The organism is Pseudomonas sp. GD03862 (genome assembly GCF_029840855.1).
Classification (GTDB): Bacteria; Pseudomonadota; Gammaproteobacteria; order Pseudomonadales; family Pseudomonadaceae; genus Aquipseudomonas; species Aquipseudomonas alloputida.
The window spans coordinates 1-17,030 of sequence record NZ_JAOCDI010000004.1 but is presented as its reverse complement, the minus strand read 5'-3'; the positions used below and the strand labels follow the sequence as shown (position 1 = coordinate 17,030).

At 60.0% G+C, this 17,030-nt stretch carries 21 protein-coding genes and 1 tRNA gene; 10 read left to right on the top strand and 12 right to left on the bottom strand.

Annotated features, from left to right (window positions below; all coding sequences use genetic code 11):
* The first annotated feature begins 66 nt into the window (after nucleotides 1-66).
* The 4 genes from N5D53_RS03910 to N5D53_RS03895 all read left to right on the top strand — a co-directional run bounded on the left by N5D53_RS03910 (nucleotide 67) and on the right by N5D53_RS03895 (nucleotide 3,818).
* Nucleotides 67-882, top strand: a complete 816-nt coding sequence (locus N5D53_RS03910; RefSeq protein WP_064492609.1) for a carbon-nitrogen hydrolase family protein — start codon at nucleotides 67-69, stop codon at nucleotides 880-882.
* Between the two features lie 140 nt (nucleotides 883-1,022).
* Nucleotides 1,023-2,132 (top strand): polyamine ABC transporter substrate-binding protein, encoded by a 1,110-nt coding sequence (locus tag N5D53_RS03905; protein ID WP_064492608.1) that lies wholly within the window; start codon nucleotides 1,023-1,025, stop codon nucleotides 2,130-2,132.
* Nucleotides 2,133-2,217: 85 nt separating this feature from the next.
* On the top strand, nucleotides 2,218-3,339 hold the full coding sequence (locus tag N5D53_RS03900; RefSeq protein ID WP_049587969.1) for a P1 family peptidase: 1,122 nt from the start codon (nucleotides 2,218-2,220) through the stop codon (nucleotides 3,337-3,339).
* Nucleotides 3,340-3,518: 179 nt separating this feature from the next.
* Nucleotides 3,519-3,818 carry a hypothetical protein gene (locus N5D53_RS03895; RefSeq protein ID WP_010954670.1) on the top strand — a complete coding sequence of 100 codons (300 nt, stop codon included), beginning with the start codon at nucleotides 3,519-3,521 and terminating at the stop codon, nucleotides 3,816-3,818.
* Between the two features lie 125 nt (nucleotides 3,819-3,943).
* Here N5D53_RS03895 and N5D53_RS03890 read toward each other — a convergent pair whose 3' ends face one another.
* Nucleotides 3,944-5,041 (bottom strand): SDR family oxidoreductase, encoded by a 1,098-nt coding sequence (locus N5D53_RS03890; protein WP_190869480.1) that lies wholly within the window; start codon nucleotides 5,039-5,041, stop codon nucleotides 3,944-3,946.
* A 72-nt stretch (nucleotides 5,042-5,113) separates the two neighbouring features.
* Between N5D53_RS03890 and N5D53_RS03885 the strand changes: the two genes are divergently transcribed.
* Nucleotides 5,114-5,485: a MerR family transcriptional regulator gene (locus tag N5D53_RS03885; protein WP_076402891.1), complete on the top strand. Its 372-nt coding sequence runs from the start codon at nucleotides 5,114-5,116 to the stop codon at nucleotides 5,483-5,485.
* Nucleotides 5,486-5,516: 31 nt separating this feature from the next.
* Here the strand turns inward: N5D53_RS03885 and N5D53_RS03880 are convergent, their stop codons facing one another.
* The 3 genes from N5D53_RS03880 to adhP all read right to left on the bottom strand — a co-directional run bounded on the left by N5D53_RS03880 (nucleotide 5,517) and on the right by adhP (nucleotide 7,338).
* The gene (locus N5D53_RS03880; RefSeq protein ID WP_223843538.1) at nucleotides 5,517-5,753 is read right to left on the bottom strand and encodes a hypothetical protein; all 237 of its coding nucleotides are present in this window, start codon (nucleotides 5,751-5,753) and stop codon (nucleotides 5,517-5,519) included.
* A 276-nt stretch (nucleotides 5,754-6,029) separates the two neighbouring features.
* Complete coding sequence (locus N5D53_RS03875) at nucleotides 6,030-6,236, bottom strand: DUF6434 domain-containing protein (RefSeq protein ID WP_019438758.1); 207 nt, start codon at nucleotides 6,234-6,236, stop codon at nucleotides 6,030-6,032.
* A gap of 91 nt (nucleotides 6,237-6,327) precedes the next feature.
* Entirely contained in the window at nucleotides 6,328-7,338 is a 1,011-nt protein-coding gene (gene adhP, locus N5D53_RS03870; protein WP_064492604.1) for an alcohol dehydrogenase AdhP, read from the bottom strand.
* 435 nt (nucleotides 7,339-7,773) lie between these two features.
* On the opposite strand from adhP, the gene N5D53_RS03865 reads away from it, so the two are divergent.
* A complete protein-coding gene (locus tag N5D53_RS03865) occupies nucleotides 7,774-7,968 on the top strand; it encodes a hypothetical protein (RefSeq protein WP_020191346.1) in 195 nt (64 codons plus the stop codon).
* 1 nt (nucleotide 7,969) lies between these two features.
* Here the strand turns inward: N5D53_RS03865 and N5D53_RS03860 are convergent, their stop codons facing one another.
* Together N5D53_RS03860 and N5D53_RS03855 are read right to left on the bottom strand one after the other, a co-directional pair.
* Nucleotides 7,970-8,383 carry a DoxX family protein gene (locus N5D53_RS03860; RefSeq protein ID WP_104961341.1) on the bottom strand — a complete coding sequence of 138 codons (414 nt, stop codon included), beginning with the start codon at nucleotides 8,381-8,383 and terminating at the stop codon, nucleotides 7,970-7,972.
* Between the two features lie 104 nt (nucleotides 8,384-8,487).
* A tRNA-Leu gene (locus N5D53_RS03855) sits at nucleotides 8,488-8,572 on the bottom strand.
* 199 nt (nucleotides 8,573-8,771) lie between these two features.
* Between N5D53_RS03855 and N5D53_RS03850 the strand changes: the two genes are divergently transcribed.
* The 4 genes from N5D53_RS03850 (at nucleotide 8,772) to N5D53_RS03835 (ending at nucleotide 12,117) form a co-directional block, all read left to right on the top strand.
* Nucleotides 8,772-9,056, top strand: a complete 285-nt coding sequence (locus N5D53_RS03850) for a hypothetical protein (RefSeq protein ID WP_190869479.1) — start codon at nucleotides 8,772-8,774, stop codon at nucleotides 9,054-9,056.
* Nucleotides 9,057-9,140: 84 nt separating this feature from the next.
* On the top strand, nucleotides 9,141-10,301 hold the full coding sequence (locus tag N5D53_RS03845) for a PAS domain-containing sensor histidine kinase (RefSeq protein WP_104961373.1): 1,161 nt from the start codon (nucleotides 9,141-9,143) through the stop codon (nucleotides 10,299-10,301).
* Nucleotides 10,302-10,306: 5 nt separating this feature from the next.
* Nucleotides 10,307-11,752 (top strand): ATPase domain-containing protein, encoded by a 1,446-nt coding sequence (locus tag N5D53_RS03840; protein ID WP_104961374.1) that lies wholly within the window; start codon nucleotides 10,307-10,309, stop codon nucleotides 11,750-11,752.
* Between the two features lie 11 nt (nucleotides 11,753-11,763).
* Entirely contained in the window at nucleotides 11,764-12,117 is a 354-nt protein-coding gene (locus N5D53_RS03835; protein ID WP_010954660.1) for a response regulator, read from the top strand.
* A gap of 39 nt (nucleotides 12,118-12,156) precedes the next feature.
* On the opposite strand, the gene csrA is transcribed toward N5D53_RS03835, so the two are convergent.
* The 6 genes from csrA to N5D53_RS03805 all read right to left on the bottom strand — a co-directional run.
* Nucleotides 12,157-12,354, bottom strand: coding sequence for a carbon storage regulator CsrA (csrA, locus tag N5D53_RS03830; RefSeq protein ID WP_012051904.1), 198 nt, complete (start codon nucleotides 12,352-12,354; stop codon nucleotides 12,157-12,159).
* Between the two features lie 253 nt (nucleotides 12,355-12,607).
* Nucleotides 12,608-13,630: a DNA topoisomerase IB gene (locus N5D53_RS03825; protein ID WP_010954658.1), complete on the bottom strand. Its 1,023-nt coding sequence runs from the start codon at nucleotides 13,628-13,630 to the stop codon at nucleotides 12,608-12,610.
* Nucleotides 13,631-13,687: 57 nt separating this feature from the next.
* Nucleotides 13,688-14,779 (bottom strand): molybdenum ABC transporter ATP-binding protein, encoded by a 1,092-nt coding sequence (modC, locus tag N5D53_RS03820; protein WP_064492599.1) that lies wholly within the window; start codon nucleotides 14,777-14,779, stop codon nucleotides 13,688-13,690.
* Nucleotide 14,780: 1 nt separating this feature from the next.
* Nucleotides 14,781-15,461 (bottom strand): molybdate ABC transporter permease subunit, encoded by a 681-nt coding sequence (modB, locus tag N5D53_RS03815; RefSeq protein ID WP_010954656.1) that lies wholly within the window; start codon nucleotides 15,459-15,461, stop codon nucleotides 14,781-14,783.
* Nucleotides 15,461-16,219: a molybdate ABC transporter substrate-binding protein gene (gene modA, locus N5D53_RS03810; protein WP_104961375.1), complete on the bottom strand. Its 759-nt coding sequence runs from the start codon at nucleotides 16,217-16,219 to the stop codon at nucleotides 15,461-15,463. Before modA ends, modB begins: the two co-directional genes overlap by 1 nt.
* A gap of 82 nt (nucleotides 16,220-16,301) precedes the next feature.
* Nucleotides 16,302-17,030 (bottom strand): nitronate monooxygenase family protein (locus N5D53_RS03805; RefSeq protein ID WP_279839945.1); only part of this gene is annotated, 729 nt, incomplete at its 5' end.

Sequence of the window (17,030 nt, the reverse complement as noted above, 5' to 3'; positions counted from 1 at the left end):
GTTTCAGCCCTGGCGGGTGCTGTTCAGTTTGGCGATTGAGCCAACATACACGTGAAAGGATCACCGATGAAGATTGAACTTGTACAACTCTCCGGTCGCGATGGCGATACCGCTTATAACCTGGAACGTACATTGCAGGCCATCGCTACCTGCGCCGTGGATACCGATCTGCTGATTTTCCCAGAGACCCAGCTGATGGGATTTGCCAGCGCCCAACAGCTCGCCGAAATCGCCGAGCCCGTTAACGGGCCGAGTGTGCAGGCCGTGCAACGCGCCGTACACGAACGAAACGTCTCAGCGGTGATTGGTCTGGCTGAGAACGACTCCGGCACCGTTTACAACACCTCCTTGCTGGTCACCCCGCAAGGGATCGCATTGAGTTATCGCAAAACTCACCTTTGGCCGTCGGAGCGCGGATTGTTCCAACAAGGAGACCGCTATGTCACCGCACTGTGGAAGGGCATCCGTGTCGGTATCCTGATTTGCTACGACATTGAGTTTCCGGAAAGTGCTCGGGCGCTCGGCCAACTCGGCGCCGAGCTCATATTGGTCACTAACGGTAACATGGATCCTTACGGCCCTGTCCACCGCACTGCAATCATGGCTCGCGCTCAGGAAAACCAGGCATTCGCGGTGATGGTCAATCGGGTGGGCGACGGCGACGAAGGGCTCGTTTTTGCCGGCGGCAGCGCCGCTATCGATCCCTTCGGGCGCACGCTGTTCGAAGCGGGCCGCGCAGAGTGTCGGCAGGTGGTGGAATTAGATCTCGGCCTGCTGCGCACCGCCCGCCACGAATATGACTACCTCAGTGACCGCCGCTTGTTCCTGACCGGCGAGCAGAGTGAGCATGATGATAGTCGACGTGAACTCCTGATCCCCTGAATCAGTTGTGGGGCGCAACTGCAACACAACGATTGTTCCGTCTTAACGCCTGTTTCGACCCTGCCACAACAGTAATTCACAAACTAGCAGGAGCAGTGCTCGTGTCTCTGGACTCAGCGCTAACGCTCCGGAGCATCCCCATGAAACGGATTCGTTACATGCAATTCGCGCTGGTCTCTCTGTTCAGTTTTGGCGTGGTTTGCGCCGAGGCCGGTGACGCTCAAAAGCCAAGTGTCCATATCTACAACTGGTATGACTACATTGCCCCGAACACGGTGAAAGACTTCCAGAAAGAAGCAGGCGTCAGCGCGGTGTACGACGTGTTCGACAACAGTGAGGTCATGCAAAGCAAACTGATGGCTGGCCGCAGTGGTTATGACGTTGTGGTTGCCAGTGCCGACCTGCTACCGAACCTGATCAAAGCCGGCGTGCTGAAAAGACTGGATCGCTCCAAGTTACCCAACTGGTCCCATCTCGATCCCGACGTCCTCGCCAAGTTGCAGAGCAATGATCCCGGAAACAGCTACGCGGCCCCTTATTTGTGGGGGACCACTGGCATCGGCTATGACGCGGACAAGGTTAAGTCACTACTCGGCCCCGATGCGCCAGTCAATTCCTGGGACTTGATTTTCAAGGAAGAAAATCTAGCCAAACTCCGTCAATGCGGTGTGGCCATGCTGGACGCGCCTGGCGAGGTTATTCCCATCGCACTGCACTACCTTGGACTGCCATACAACAGCCATAACCCGGACGATTACAAAAAAGCTCAGGAACTGCTGCTGAAGCTGCGCCCCCATATTGCCTACTTCGATTCTTCCAAGTTCATCTCTGATCTCGCCAATGGCAACGTCTGCGTCGTGCTGGGCTGGGCGGGCGGTGTCTCCGACGCGCAGAAAGCCTCCGAGTTGGCTGGCAACCATCGAAACCTTGTCTACAGCATTCCACGCGAAGGTGCCCCGGTGTGGGTGGAAAGTATGGTGCAGCTCAACGATGCGCCGAACCCGGAGCAAGGGTTGGCCTTCATCAACTACATGTTGCGCCCCGATGTCATTGCTGAGTCATCCAACTACCTGAGCTATCCGAACGCGAACAAGGATGCCACTGCGCTTGTAGAGAAGAAGATCCGCGACAATCCTGGGGTATATCCGTCCAAGGATGTGCTGTCCACGCTTTTCCCCCTGGAGCCACTGCCGCTGAAGCTGGAGCGCATTCGGACCCGTGCGTGGAACACAGTCAAGACCGGCAATTAATTGGCAGACCCGGTTCTGCTGATGATTGACCAAACCCCAGTCATGAAACAAACCAAAACAAGAGCGAGAGATCATGAAAGACACGATGAAGCCACGTGCCCGTGACCTGAATATTCAGTTCGGCCAACTGCAACCCGGTCCCCTCAACGCCATCACCGATGTGCCGGGCGTTCGGGTCGGTCACAGCAATGTGCGAGGACGCACCGCCAACGGCCGCGACATCCTGACTGGGGTAACAATCATCGAGCCGCGTGTCGGTTCCACCAGCCAGCAACCGTGCTTTGCCGGCGTCCATGTGTTGAACGGCAACGGCGACGCAACCGGTCTGGAGTGGATTCGCGAAGCGGGTCTTTTGACCAGTCCCATCGCCTTCACCAACACCCACAGCCTGGGTGTGGTGCGCGATGCACTGATTGTGCTGGACCGTGAACAACAACCGGATGACGGCCGTATCTACTGGAACATGCCGGTGGTGCTGGAGACCTATGACGGGCTGCTCAACGACATCAACGGTTTTCATGTGAAGCACGAGCATGTGGCCGAAGCCCTGAGTAATGCTGTAATTGGGCCCGTTATCGAGGGCGCGGTCGGTGGTGGCAGCGGCATGATCTGCCACGAATTCAAGGGCGGTATCGGCACTGCATCGCGGCGCCTGAGTAGCACTCAGGGCAGTTGGACTGTTGGCGCCATTGTCCAGGCGAACCACGGCATCCGTAACGAACTGCGCGTCGACGGCTATCCGGTGGGACGCTACATGGAACAGGCTGACTCCCCGTTCCTTAAGGCTTCGCTGCCGCACCCGGGCATGGGTTCGATAGTCGTTTGCCTGGCCACCGATGCGCCGTTGCTGCCACACCAATGTACGCGCCTGGCACAACGCGCCAGCATCGGTCTCGCCCGCACCGGTGGTGGTAACGAAGACCACAGCGGTGACATTTTCATCGCCTTCTCCACCGGTAATCATGTGCCGCCGGCAGCTTACGAAAGTAAGCGCGCGCCGACCACCGACAACCTTAGCATGGTCAACAACGACCATATCAGCGAGTTGTTTCTTGCCGCCACCGAAGCGGTGGAAGAAGCCATCATCAACGCCTTACTAGCCGCTGACACCGCCGAAGGCAACGGCCATGCAGTACCGGGACTGGATTGTGAGACGCTGCTCAAAGCCTTGCATCAAGCCGGCTGGCCGGGAGCGGCGAATGGTTAACTGATCTCTTCGCATGGCCGCCGGAGCTTCACGACAAGCGCTGAGTCTCTGGCGGGGCTGCTGAATAGCCGATTGTCCGATTCAGCTCACAGATGAGTCAGACGAATTTGCGTAAAACTGCACGTTCGCTATGGTGGCAATAAACCACCTGACTACAACTAAAGTCGTAGGAGCGTCTCATGAGAATACGCGGTGATGTTTTCTGGGCCTGGGCTGACCCGACGCTTCATCACCGAACTCACGACGAGACACTCGACGATGGGACATACATTGACGTTCAGACGCGGCTGTCGCGGACAGGCAAAACGCAGATGTTCATCGGGGTGTACGCCCCTGGTGGCATGGCTATCCTCGAGGAGGCCTTCGATTCTCGCCCTGGCGAGTCGATGACCAGGGCACTGGCGTGGGGCGTTGGCCGAGCCCGACGTGTCGCCGCTGAAGGTGCGCCTGCGGCAGGCTTTCTGGCTGCCTCGAAATAGCAGAGGCGCGCAGCGCCGGAGGTCGAGCGGCGACTTACTGTCATCAGCGAAGACGCAGTGCGTGAAATGCCTGCGTCGCCACACTTCCAGCTATCCGACAGAGTGGGCATCATCAGCCTGGCCCGTCATCCTCGCTGGCCAGCGCCCCCACTTTTGGATTCTTTCATCAAGGAGCCGTTGACATAGCGCACCGTGTTTTCCAGGGCTTGTGTCATGTCGGGATGCGTAAACTGGTACTTGCGCTCCAATTGCCTGCTGTTTCCCATGTCGAAGCGCTGCGTCTGAATAAAGTTCAATGACTCGGCGCTGATCGCCAAGCGGGTCGCCAGTCCCGGAATCGTCAATATCGACCTGAGCAACCCTATGGGTATATGGCGGCGGGGTGCCTTGATCTTTAGCGTGTCTGCGATCTGCCCAAGCATTCCCTGCAAGTTCGGTGTTCGCTCATACAGCGCCAGAACTTGCCGGTTGGCCATGGAGGGGTCGAACGCCACGCAAGTTATCATGTTCACCAGATAATCGACGCTGACCAATGGCAACCAGTGACTGGCGGAACCGGGAATAGCTTTGAACCGGCCTTGTGCCAGATTGCGAATGAGTTCGGCAAGCGGTTGTCCGTCCAGGATATGCCCGTTCTCGCTGTGGCCGCACACCGTAGCAGGGTGAACAATCGTGTAATCCGCATCCGCGTCTTGCATATAGCGGATGACTGCAAAATGGGACTCGAGTTTGCTGCCTTCGTAGCCGCCTACACGGGCGTAGACCGCGGGCCAGTTGGTGTTTTCAGGGCACTGAATATCAACCCCGATACTGGCAAGGTGGTTGAGGTTTTGCAGCATGAAGCCGCCTACCATGAGCAATCGGATGCGCTGGCTGGCCGCAAGCCTGGCCACGCTCAGAGCACCTTGGACATTGACTGTGCGGGCGCGCTCCGCTGTCAGCCCCCAGGAAAATTGCGCCGCGAGATGGAAAAATACAGCGGCCGAAGTGACGCGTTCTTTGTCTGCTTCGCTGAGGCCAAGCCCCTCCTGGCTGATATCGCCTTCAACGGCATGGATATACTCAGGGTTACCCCCCAGTTGGCCTACCTGCTCCTTGAGGCGTTCGATGTTACCGGGGCTGCGCATCAGCACCCAGGTCTTGTGCCCTTGCGCAGTAAGAGCGGCCAGCAAATGTTGCCCCACAAAGCCGCTGCCGCCGGTGACAAAGCATTCCACACTCATGTTTGAACCCTTGTTTGGATGATGGGCGCAGGCTAAGGTGTAGAGCCTGCTCTACAGTCAAGGATTTTTAACGTGAATATTGGAGAGTTGGAGCGCCGGAGTGGGCTCAGCCGCCATACATTGCGCTATTACGAACAGCTCGGGCTTATCGAGCCACACCGACAAGCCAACAACTATCGCAGTTACAGTGAACAGACCGTTGCTGACTTGGCTTTCATACAGAGTGCCCAGGGCGGAGGCTTTTCACTTGCTGAGATTGGGGACATTCTTGTGGCCAGGCGGGGGAACACGATCGATTGCGCGCAAGGCGCCGTCTTGGTCGCCGCCAAGATGGCCGAGATTCAAACGAAGATCACCACGCTACAAGCCGCTTATGTTTTTCTGGACGCGGAGCGCGCCAAGCTCGAAGCCAGTGCTATTGCCAATGGGCAGATAATTCCCTGAAGTCCTGTCCATGACCCTTTTCGATCGAGCGTCAGCCTTCAGGTAAGGTTACACCGCAGATAAATTCATGCGTCCCCAAGCGGTGCGAGCCGAATTCCACCACGTAGCCGTCTCCTCTGCGCTGCGCCTCTGCCATGGCCGTTTTCTGGTCAGCATAAACGTCGACAAAATGCCATGGGTGTCGGTCTCTCAGGACCCCCCATCCGATGACCCAGCCTTCCCGCGAAGGGTCCGGCGGCACGTGCTTCGCCAAGCTTCGAATGGACATACCGATTTCCTCATATGCACAGGCTCGCCCTTGCAGGTTGAGCACTTTTCTTGAACCACACCTAGCGGGCGTCGGTCTTCAGCATGAAGGATGAGTGATATTTCCAAGTTTCCTCATCAAATATTGAAATGTTCGCAGTCTAGGATTGAACTCAAGCCAATTCCACCATCGAGGGAGTCAGGAAATGGATTATTCCAGCATGGTTGAATCGTTGGACAAGATGCTGAAGGCAACGGCTGCAGCCAAGGCCTGCCTGCAGCCGTCAGAGACAGAGTGTCAACCATACCTCCGTAGCCATTCGTCCGCGACGTCACCCATGGTTGATGGGGTGCCACTCTTGATCCAAAGCATGAATCCTCGGTCGAACTTGAATGCTGCCCCGCACTCGCTGAGTAGAAACTGACGAACCTTCTGCGTGTTGCGGTAATGCTTGTCCAGTGGAGTTGTACGGGTGATCGGCCCGGCGTGCCAGTCTACGGTCACGGTCTGTTCCTTTGACAATTGAGAAAGCAGAAAGCCCGAAGATGTTCATCTACGGGCTCTGCTGTGGTTCCACATGGCCTGGCTCGGCCTGTCAGCCTTCGAACTGTATCACCATCCGGCCTTTGATCTTGCCCTCCAGCATCTCGTCAAAGATCTGGTTGATATCCTCGATCGGTCGCAGCGTCACCTTGGGCACCACTTTGCCTTCAGCGGCAAACTGGAAGGCTTCCTGCAGGTCCTGGCGTGTACCTACCAGCGAGCCCACCACTTCGATCCCATCAAGCACCAGGCGGGGAATATTCAGGTCCATGGACTCCGACGGAAGCCCGACGGCCACCAGTCGCCCGCCAGCGCGCAAGGCATCGACGGCTGAGTTGAACGCGCCTTTGGCCACGGCAGTAACGACGGCAGCATGTGCGCCACCGGTCTTGGCCTGGATGACCTTCGCGGCGTCTTCGTTGAGCGGGTTGACGACCAGGTCCGCGCCCATCTCGCTGGCGAAGCGCAGTTGCTCTTCGTTGACGTCGATGGCGATGACTTTGGCGTTGAACACATTCTTGGCATATTGCAGGGCCAGGTTGCCCAGGCCGCCGAGCCCGTAGATGGCGATCCATTGGCCGGGGCGGACGTTGGAGATTTTCACTGCCTTGTAGGTCGTGACGCCGGCGCAGGTAATGCTGCTGGCGGCAGCGGAGTCGAGGCCGTCGGGCACTTTAACCGAGTAGTCGGCCTTGACGATGCAGGCCTCGGCCATGCCGCCGTCCACGGTGTAACCGGAATTCTTCACGTCGCGGCACAGGGTCTCGTTGCCGCTGTTGCAGTATTCGCAATGTCCGCAACCCTGGTAGAACCAGGCAACGCTGGCTCGGTCGCCTGGCTTGAGCGAGGTGACGCCCGGGCCAACTTCCTGGACCACGCCAATACCTTCGTGGCCCAGTACTACCCCGGTCTTGTCACCAAAGTCGCCATTTTTGACGTGCAGGTCGGTGTGGCACACACCGCAGCACTGCATCTTCAGCAGCGCTTCGCCGTGTTCGAGAGGGCGCAGGGTTTTCTCTATCACGTCCACGCGACGGCCTGGTGCAACGACAGCAGCTTTCATGAGAGCCTCCGTGTCTATCCGATGTGAGCTTGGGTTATCGTCGGGACAGCATAGACCTTGCCGGGCCAGGCAAAACTGCTTCAGGTCATGGTCAAGGTGGGCGCTTCCACAACATACCTGCGTATGCCTGGCTGGCCTTTGCGGAAAAAAGAAAAGCCCGCGGCAAGGATGCGGCGGGCTGCAAGAACATACGGAGCAGGGCCAGTGTGCCCATCCGGATGTCGACATTTCGTGAAGGTCAGGTCATGAGGCTGTCATCATCTGCAACGAAGTGCGCAGGGTCATAAAAAAGCCCGCCATGGAAGGCGGGCAAAAGACGTTTGAAGGGAGAGCCTGCAGGTTGCGCCGGTCCGGTTAACCCAGGATTAAGCGACCACGCATTGACCCGGCACCCTGATCAGCCTATACAGGCCTGCCATTATCCCAGGAGCCAGCATGCGCGACGAAGACGACCTGCACGAACCCGAGCACGATCACCTGCTTGACCACGAATTTCTCTATGACGACATGGAGCCCGAGGCAGATGCCCAAGGCGCCGAGGATGAAGTGGAGGAAGACGAGGAAACGCTGGATGACCTCGATGACGAAGAGCGCGATCACCCAGCCTGGTTCGACGACTGCGACGACTGACTCAGCGACCATCCACCGAGAACCGCCCGGGCCCGCTTACCGCGAGCAACAGCAGGCCGCCCATGATGCTGAGGTTTTTCAGAAACTGAGTCATGTTGGCGCTGCGCTCGGGGTCGACCATGTTCCAGAATGGGTGGCCCAGCAGCGCCGTGCCCAGCACGAACAGCGCGAACAGAAAGGCCAACGGCCGTGTGTAGAAACCGAGGATCAACAGGATTGCGACGAGGAACTCCATGATGACGGCAATCCCAGCTGCCAGCATCGGGGCAGGGGCGCCGAGCGAGGTCATGTAGCCTACCGTGCCATCGAAGCCGGTCAGCTTGGCCCACCCAGACAGAATGAAGAGGACCATCAGCAGTACGCGGGCGATCAGGATAATGATGTCGCGTTGACCATCGAACAGGGAGTAGCGCATGGCGGCGTTCCAGTGGACGGGGACAAGCTCCACTTTAGCAGCTGCGCCAGACATTGCTCTCAGGCAGCAAAAAGGCGCCGCGAGGGCGCCTTTTCAACGAAGTTTGGTGCGAGTGGCGGGACTCGAACCCGCAAGGCTCACGCCGACAGATTTTAAGTCTGCTGTGTATACCAATTCCACCACACTCGCACGCTTGAAGGGGTCGCAACGACCAGCTCGCTTCTAAGCAGAAGGGCTTCGCAATCAAGCGCGCTTTATAACCCATTGTTATAGTTGAGTCAACTGCAGCGCCTATGATCAACAGATAGAAGGGTGATCGAACCGGCAATTGACACCGTGCTGTCGTTACGCCACTGTTGCCCATCATTGGATCCAAGAGTGTAGCGTGATGACTCAGGGCCGAGTTGGCGAAGGTGTGGTGCGTCCACGGTTATTCTGGCGGCTGTTGTTCGCGCAGGTGCTCGTGCTGGCTGCATTTCTTTACATCAGCCTGATCAGCCTGATCAGCCTGGGCGGTTATCTGTTGTTGCTGGGCTTCGATGCGGAGCACTCACAGCAGCAGCGTATGTTGGCCCTGGCCGGCGGTGGTATGATCATGCTGCTCAGCCTGTGGTTGCTGAAAGTGGCCATGCCGCGATGCATCAGCCCGACACTGGCCGAGCCGGAACGCTGACTGCCTGTAGTCGTTCAGCTGTCTACTGGCAGACACTCCGGGCTACGCTCATTTCCTCCCTCCTGCTGTGCCAGTGGAGTTTGCATGGTTTCAGCTGACTGCCTCGACGCTTCCGTCATGCCCGCCCATCGTTACGAACAGCTGGTTCAGTCGGTGGTGGATTATGCCATCTACATGCTCGACCCTTCTGGCCATGTGGTGTCGTGGAACGCAGGCGCGCAACGGATCAAGGGTTACCGTAGAGATGAAGTGATCGGTAAGCACTTTTCGTTGTTTTTCACGCCGCAGGACTGTGCGGATGGCCGCCCTGAGCGCCTGCTGTGCCAGGCGCTGGAGCAGGGTGTGGCGCAGGACGAAGGCTGGCGGGTGCGCAAGGACGGCACGCAGTTCTGGGCCTTGGCGGCACTGGATGTGATCCGTGATGAAAATGGCCAGATCATTGGCCTGGCCAAGGTGACTCGCGATATCACTGACCGTCGCGAGTCGGCGCTGCAGCTCGACGCAGTGCGCGCCCAGCTGTTCCAGGCGCAGAAGCTTGAAGCCCTCGGCCAGTTGACCGGTGGTCTGGCGCACGACTTCAACAACATGTTGACCATCATCATCAGCTCGGCGCGCCTGGCGCTGGCCACCCAGGACCCGGCACGCACCCAGCGCATGTTGCAACACATCCTCGATGCCAGTCAGCGTGGCACCGAACTGACCCAGCAACTGCTCAGCTTTGCCCGTCACCGCAAGCTCGATGTGGCCAGCGTTGCCCCGGCAGACCTGGTTAACGCTACGCGTGGCCTGCTTGAACATGCATTGCCAGGCTCGATTGACTTGAAGGTGTTGCTGCAACCGGACCTGCCGTTGATCGAGGTGGATGCCGGGCAACTGCAGATGGTGTTGCTCAACCTGTTGTTCAATGCCCGTGATGCCATCGACGGGCATGGCCGCATCAGTCTGACTGTCGATGTGGTCGAGCTGTTCGGCGAAGTTGAAGGGCTGAAGGGCAGCTTCGTGCGCTTCGAGGTGGAAGACAGCGGCGAAGGCATACCCACAGAGATACTGCCGCGTATCTTCGAGCCGTTTTTCACCACCAAGCCTTTCGGCAAGGGTACAGGCCTGGGGCTCAGCCAGGTCTATGGTTTCGCCCGGCAAAGTGGCGGTGCCATTTGTGTCGACAGCAAGCCTGGCCGGGGAACTTGCATGCGACTGTACTTGCCAATGTATCAGGACCAGACGGATAGCCCACTCGACAGGTAGACAACATGGCACAGGCACTGAAGCGGCTGGTAACGGGGATCGACGGGCTCGACGCGTTGCTCAAGGGTGGCCTGATAGCTGGCGCCTCCTACATTATCCAGGGGCCGCCGGGGGCCGGTAAGACCATCCTCGCCAATCAGCTGGCCTGCGGCCACGTGCGTGGCGGTGGTCGCGTGCTGGTGGCCACTTTGCTGAGCGAGTCGCACGAACGCTTGTTCCAGTACCTGTCCACGCTGGACTTCTTCGACCCGGCGCTGGTCGGTGACAAAATCCAGTTCGTCAGCGCCTTTGATACCCTTGAGCAGGACGGGCTGGATGCGGTGGTGCGGTTGCTGCGCCAGGAAATTGCCCGGCAACAGGCCAGCCTGCTGATCGTCGACGGTGTGCTCAATGCCCGGGTACGTGCGGAAACCGCACTGGACACCAAGAAGTTCGTCTCTGAGCTGCAGGGGCATGCGGCCTTCGCCGGTTGCACCGTACTGTTGCTGACCAGTGCCCGGCTCGACGAGGGCAGCCCGGAACACACCATGGTCGATGGTGTGATCGAACTGGGTGAGCAACTGGTCGGCAGCCGCGCCGTGCGCCATGTCCAATTGCGCAAGACCCGCGGCAGTGGTGCGTTGTCGGGGCGTCACGAATGCCTTATCGATGAGTCCGGCATGCAGGTCTATCCTCGCCTGGAAGCGTTGTTCAGCCACCCCAGCCAATTGGGCAGTGGCACCTTGGCGCGTATCAGCAGCGGCGTACCAACTTTCGATGAAATGCTTGGCGGTGGCTTGGCCACCGGGTCAGTCAGCCTGTTGATGGGGCCTTCGGGGATTGGCAAGACATCATTGGGCCTGGCCTTTCTGGGTGCCAGCACCCCGCAGGCGCCGGGGTTGCATTTCGGTTTTTACGAAACACCCGAACGCCTGCGCAGCAAGGCCGCTTCGCTCGGTTACGATTTTGCCGCGATGGAGCAGGGCGGTAGCTTGCAGCTGTGCTGGCAGCCGACCACCGAGGGCTTGCTGGACCAGGTTGGCGCGCGACTACTGGAGCGTGTAGCGGCGCAGGGCAGCAAGCGCGTGGTGATCGACAGCCTTGGCGCATTCAGCCGCCTGGCTATTGACCCGACGCGGCTAAATGCGTTTTTCCGCGCGCTGGCGGGTGAGTTGCGCGCGCGCGATGTCAGCGTGATGCTGACCTGGGAGATGCGCGACATCTTCGGCGCGGAAATCAGCGCCCCCGCGCCGGACCTGTCGAGTATCGTCGACAACCTTATGCTGATGCGCTTTGTCGAACTGGACTCGCAACTACGGCGCATGCTGTCGGTCCTCAAGGTGCGTGACAGTCACCATGACCCGGCCTTGCACGAGCTGCTGATCGGGCCGCAAGGCATTACCTTGCGCAAGGCGTTCGAAGGTGCCTGCGGTGTGCTTTCGGGAACGCCGACGCCGCAGGAGAGCGGGTGACGGACGAGCCGATGAACACCATCCTGATTGTCGATGACGAATACCTGATCGCCGATATCCTCGGGTTTGCCCTGGAGGACGAAGGTTTCCTGGTGGAAAAGGCGAGCAATGGCTGCAAAGCACTGGAGGCGTTGAAGGAAAAACGCGTGCAGCTGGTGATTACCGACTACATGATGCCGCTACTCAACGGTGAGGAGTTGGCGCGTGCCATCCGCGAGGACCCGGCGTTAAGCGAGTTGCCGGTCATCCTCATGAGCGGCGCACAGGCCAGCCAAGGATGCCCGGCCCTGTTTGCCGCAATATTCGACAAACCGTTCGACATGGATGAGATGATCGCCACGGTGCATCAGTTAATAGGCACCTGAGGCTGGCGGTCGAGCGCATCCATGCCCCTCGGGTGACGCTCAGTGTGAGTCTTCGTGTTTCTCCGGAGCCGGGCTGCCGGCCTGGATGCGTTTGAAGATCTCTTCTCGATGGACCTGAACATCTTTCGGTGCATCGATACCGATCCTCACCTGCATCCCTTTGACGCCCAGAATGGTGACTTTGATGTCATCGTTGATGACGATGCTTTCGCCAACCTTACGGGTGAGTATCAGCATGTAGTTCTCCTTGGTGATGTATAAGTCCGCTGGGCTAGTTGCCGCGGCGGCGGGAGCTTGTCCCTCTTCCTTCTCATTAAAGACGCTTTCGGCGGATAGTAATTCCCCGACAGACAAATTCTGTTGCGTGTCTTCAGTTGCAGGTGCCAAATCAAACCGTCAACGGTTTGTCGGCCAAGGTGCTCGCTGGCAAGAATAGGGGGGTTGGCGGCTAATGGGAAATTTCTTCGCATCATGGGCTGAATAGACAAGCTCAATGGTCCTCCTGTTCCTCGAGTGCCTGAAGAAACAACAGCAAGGCCACTTCCTCCGGGTCCAGGCCTTTGCGCACACGGTTTTTCGGCAAATTGGCCAGGCGCCCCAAGGCATAGTGCTCCAGAACTGCCGGGTGGATGTAGCAGCGCCGGCACACTGCCGGCGTATTGCCCAGGCGCGTGGCTACCTGGCGGACTATTGCGGCGACCTGACGTTTGGCTTCACTCTCCGGCTCCCAGGCCAAGGGCTTTAGCAGGTTCAATGCCAGGCTGCTGCCGGCCCAGGTGCGATAGTCCTTGGCAGTAAAGTCGGCACCGGTCAACTGCTGCAGAAACTGATTGACCTCGCTGGAGCCGACACTATGGCGCTGGCCATCTTCATCCAGGTACTGAAACAGTGCCTGCCCAGGCAGTTCCATGCAGCGTTTGAGTAGGTTGGCCAAGCGCCGGTCGTTGAGGGTGACGTTGTGTTCGACGCCGCGCTTGCCGCGGAACTGGAAGCGGATAGTGCTGCCTTTGACCTGCACATGGCGATTGCGCAGGGTGGTTAACCCGTACGACCGGTTATCGCGCAGGTAGCGCTGGTTGCCGATGCGGATCAGGGTGTGGTCCAGCAGGCTCACCACCAGCGCCATGACTTTTTCCCGGTCCAGCCCTGGCCGCGCCAAGTGGGCTTCCAGCTGTGTGCGCAGCTTTGGCAGGGCTTGGGCGAACGCAAGCATGCGCCCGTATTTGTGCTGGTCGCGCAGTTCGCGCCACTGTGCGTGGTAGCGGTACTGCTTGCGGCCACGGGCATCGCGGCCGGTGGCTTGCAGGTGGCCTTGCGGATCGGCGCAGATCCACACATCCGTGTAGGCCGGGGGGATCACCAATGCGGCGATGCGCGCAAGGGTTTCGCTGTCGCGTACCCGTTGGCCATCGGCATCCAGGTAGATGAAACGGTCGCGCCAGCGCCGACGGGTCAGGCCCGGCTGACTGTCGTCAACGTAGTGCAGGGTGCGCGGCAGGGGGCAGTCAAGCATGGGCGGCGGGCCTCGATCAGGTCACTGATCAATGGACAATACGCGCGCTAAGGATGCTCAACCCAAAAGGGCCACCGACTTGATCTGGGCGAACAGTATCTGCCCCGTGTGCAAACCGAGCTGGTCTGCCGAGAAGCGGGTGATGCGTGCAAGCAGGGCATTGCCGCCAGCATCCAGGCTGACCAGCACATGCGCCGGGTTGGCTGCCGGGCAGCTCTCGCGCACACGCACCGGCAGGCGGTTGAGGATGCTCGATGCGCTGTCCGCCGCCAGTGCCAGGCTGACATCCCGGGCCTGCACCTTGACGCGCAGGGTGCTGCCCATCACCTGCGCCGCGTGGGTGATGCGCAGCAGCGGCCCGCTGCTGCCGGGCAGGCGCAGGTCCAGCAGGCCGTAATGCGGGTCGTGCCCAACCACCCTACCTTCGAACACGACGCCGGCGTCGTCGCCCTGGGCCAGCGACAGGTCAAGGCGAGCCAGGGTTTCGCCGATCGGGCCGCTGGCGATCGCCCGGCCTTGTTCCAGCAACACCAGGTGGTCGGCCAGCCGCGCGACTTCATCCTGGGCGTGGCTGACATATATCAGAGGGATGTCCAGTTCGTCGTGCAGGCGCTCCAGGAAGGGCAGTATCTCGCGCTTGCGCGGGCCGTCGAGGGCTGCCAGCGGCTCGTCCATCAACAACAGCCGCGGGCTGCTGAGCAGGGCGCGGGCAATACCCACCCGCTGCGCCTCGCCACCCGACAGGGTTGCCGGGCGGCGGTCCAGCAAGTGGCCGATACCCAGCAGTTGGCACGCCTGGTCGAGGCTGACCTTGCGTTCAGCGGGCGCTACCCGGCGCCAGCCGAACGTCAGGTTGCCGCGCACCGACAGGTGCGGGAACAGGCTGGCTTCCTGGAACACGTAGCCCACCGGGCGCAGGTGCGGTGCCTGGAAGTAGCCACGGGTGCTGTCTTCCCAGACTTCGCCGTTGACTTCGATATAGGCGCTGGCGGCCCGTTCCAGCCCGGCCAGGCAGCGCAGGCAGCTGGTCTTGCCGGAGCCAGAGTGGCCGAACAGCGCGCTGATGCCGCGCCCGGGCAGGTGCAGGTTGACGTCCAGGGTAAAGTCGTCGCGTGCCAGTTTCAGGTGCGCCACAATCGATGCGGTCATTTCAGCTCCAGCCAGCTTTGCCGCGGCGTCCAGCGTACAGCAGGAGCAGCACCAGGAAAGAGAACACCAGCATGGCCCCGGCCAGCCAGTGGGCTTGCGAATACTCCATGGCTTCGACGTGATCGAAAATCTGCACCGAAACCACGCGAGTCTTGTCGGGGATGTTGCCGCCGATCATCAGTACGACGCCAAACTCGCCCACCGTGTGGGCAAAGCCGAGGATGCTGGCAGTGACGAAGCCAGGGCGTGCCAGCGGCAGCACCACATGAACGAAAGTGTCCCATGGGCTGGCGCGCAGGGTAGCGGCGACTTCCAGGGGGCGCTGGCCGATCGCGCCAAAGGCATTCTGCAGGGGTTGCACCACGAACGGCATGGAGTACACCGTCGAGCCAATCACCAGGCCTGTGAAGCTGAACACCACACTGCCCAGGCCTAGCGCCTGGGTGGCCTGACCAAGCCAGCCGTGCGGGCCAAGGGCGATCAACAGGTAAAAGCCGATCACCGTCGGTGGCAGTACCAGCGGCAGTGCCACCACCGCACCCACCGGCCCGCGCAGCCAAGAGCGCGTGCGCGCGAGCCACCAGGCGACCGGTGTGCCGATGATCAGCAGGATCAGGGTGGTCAGGCTGGCCAGTTTTACGGTCAGCCAGATGGCGCCCAGGTCACTGGCATCGAGTGGCATCAGCGTTCATAACCATAAGATTTGATCACCGCTGCGGCTTTCGGGCCTTTGAGGTATTCGACCAGTGCCTTGGCGGCCGCATTGTCCTTGCCTTTGTTGAGGATGACGGCGTCCTGGCGGATCGGCTCGTGCAGGTTGGACGGCACGATCCATGCCGAGCCATGGGTTACCTTGCCGTCCTTGTAGATCTGCGACAGGGCGACAAAGCCCAGCTCGGCGTTGCCGGTGGAGACGAACTGGAAGGCCTGGGTGATGCTCTGGCCTTCGACGATCTTGCCTTTGGTGGCTTCGGTTAGCTTCAGCCTGTCCAGTACCTGGGTGGCGGCCAGGCCGTAAGGTGCCGCTTTCGGGTTGGCGATGGACAGGTGTTTGTATTCGTTCTTTTTCAGCACTTCACCCTTGGCATCTACGTAGCCTTCCTTCGCAGACCACAGGGCCAGGGTGCCGATGGCGTAGGTAAAGCGTGAGCCAGGTACGGTTTCCTTTTCTGCTTCCAGCTTCTTGGGGGTGGTGTCGTCAGCGGCGAGGAACACTTCGAACGGTGCACCGTTCTTGATCTGCGCGTAGAACTGCCCGGTGGCGCCGTAGGCCGCGATCAGTTTGTGGCCGGTGTCTTTTTCGAAGTCCTTGGCGATGGCCTGGATAGGGGCTGTGAAGTTGGCTGCGACCGCGACCTGGACTTCGTCGGCCCAGGCAGTGTTGAAGGCGAACAGGCTGGCCAGGGCAGTGACGGCCAACTGGGGCGAGCGGATACGCATGAAGACAGCTCCTTGAGGTTATCGTTATAGCCTTAACTATATAGCGATAAACCATTGGCCGTGAAGAGGCCATGCCTGCCTGTCAGAATGCCTGGTGACCGATCACTGCCAATGCCTTACCGGCAATCTCCCGGGTCAGTTCACCCGCCGGCATGTGCCGGCCCAGCCGTAACGCCTGCCCCGACCACAGATTGCTGAAATCACTATTACCCTGCGGATCGGTGATTGCCCGTAAAGGCATCAATGCCCCGCCCGCCAGCGGGAAGCGCGGTGCAAGCTCGCTCATCGGCCCCAGCTCGCGCATGAGGCGATTGTTGATGCCGCGCGCCGGGCGGCCGGTGAACAGGTTGGTCAGGGCGGTGTCGCTGGCAGGCGCGCTGTCCAGCGCCCGGCGATGCGCTGGCGACACCTTGGCCTCGGGGCAGAACAGGTAAGCCGTGCCGATCTGCACTGCCGAGGCACCCAGGGCCAGTGCCGCCACCAGCCCGCGGTGGTCGCCGATACCACCGGCAGCAATCACCGGCACGCCGACGGCATCGGCCACCTGCGGTACGAGCGCGAAGGTGCCTATCTGGCTGGTGATGTCCTCGCTGAGGAACATGCCGCGATGGCCACCGGCTTCGTAACCCATGGCGATGATCGCATCGCAGCCATGTCGCTCCAGCCAGACCGCTTCTTCCACAGTCGTGGCGCTGGACAATACCTTGGCACCGCTGGCCTTTACCCGCTGCAACAGTTCGGCCTGCGGCAGGCCGAAGTGGAAGCTCACCACCTCCGGGCGAAACGCTTCGACCAGCAGGCAGCTCTGCTC

Excerpts from the sequence above, each read along its gene's own strand:
- N5D53_RS03910 (WP_064492609.1), top strand. The coding sequence starts at position 67 with ATGAAGATTGAACTTGTACAACTCTCCGGTCGCGATGGCGATACCGCT.
- N5D53_RS03905 (WP_064492608.1), top strand. The coding sequence starts at position 1,023 with ATGAAACGGATTCGTTACATGCAATTCGCGCTGGTCTCTCTGTTCAGT.
- N5D53_RS03900 (WP_049587969.1), top strand. The coding sequence starts at position 2,218 with ATGAAGCCACGTGCCCGTGACCTGAATATTCAGTTCGGCCAACTGCAA.
- N5D53_RS03895 (WP_010954670.1), top strand. The coding sequence starts at position 3,519 with ATGAGAATACGCGGTGATGTTTTCTGGGCCTGGGCTGACCCGACGCTT.
- N5D53_RS03890 (WP_190869480.1), bottom strand. The coding sequence starts at position 5,041 with ATGAGTGTGGAATGCTTTGTCACCGGCGGCAGCGGCTTTGTGGGGCAA.
- N5D53_RS03880 (WP_223843538.1), bottom strand. The coding sequence starts at position 5,753 with ATGTCCATTCGAAGCTTGGCGAAGCACGTGCCGCCGGACCCTTCGCGG.
- adhP (WP_064492604.1), bottom strand. The coding sequence starts at position 7,338 with ATGAAAGCTGCTGTCGTTGCACCAGGCCGTCGCGTGGACGTGATAGAG.
- N5D53_RS03865 (WP_020191346.1), top strand. The coding sequence starts at position 7,774 with ATGCGCGACGAAGACGACCTGCACGAACCCGAGCACGATCACCTGCTT.
- N5D53_RS03860 (WP_104961341.1), bottom strand. The coding sequence starts at position 8,383 with ATGCGCTACTCCCTGTTCGATGGTCAACGCGACATCATTATCCTGATC.
- N5D53_RS03850 (WP_190869479.1), top strand. The coding sequence starts at position 8,772 with ATGACTCAGGGCCGAGTTGGCGAAGGTGTGGTGCGTCCACGGTTATTC.
- N5D53_RS03845 (WP_104961373.1), top strand. The coding sequence starts at position 9,141 with ATGGTTTCAGCTGACTGCCTCGACGCTTCCGTCATGCCCGCCCATCGT.
- N5D53_RS03840 (WP_104961374.1), top strand. The coding sequence starts at position 10,307 with ATGGCACAGGCACTGAAGCGGCTGGTAACGGGGATCGACGGGCTCGAC.
- N5D53_RS03835 (WP_010954660.1), top strand. The coding sequence starts at position 11,764 with ATGAACACCATCCTGATTGTCGATGACGAATACCTGATCGCCGATATC.
- csrA (WP_012051904.1), bottom strand. The coding sequence starts at position 12,354 with ATGCTGATACTCACCCGTAAGGTTGGCGAAAGCATCGTCATCAACGAT.
- N5D53_RS03825 (WP_010954658.1), bottom strand. The coding sequence starts at position 13,630 with ATGCTTGACTGCCCCCTGCCGCGCACCCTGCACTACGTTGACGACAGT.
- modC (WP_064492599.1), bottom strand. The coding sequence starts at position 14,779 with ATGACCGCATCGATTGTGGCGCACCTGAAACTGGCACGCGACGACTTT.
- modB (WP_010954656.1), bottom strand. The coding sequence starts at position 15,461 with ATGCCACTCGATGCCAGTGACCTGGGCGCCATCTGGCTGACCGTAAAA.
- modA (WP_104961375.1), bottom strand. The coding sequence starts at position 16,219 with ATGCGTATCCGCTCGCCCCAGTTGGCCGTCACTGCCCTGGCCAGCCTG.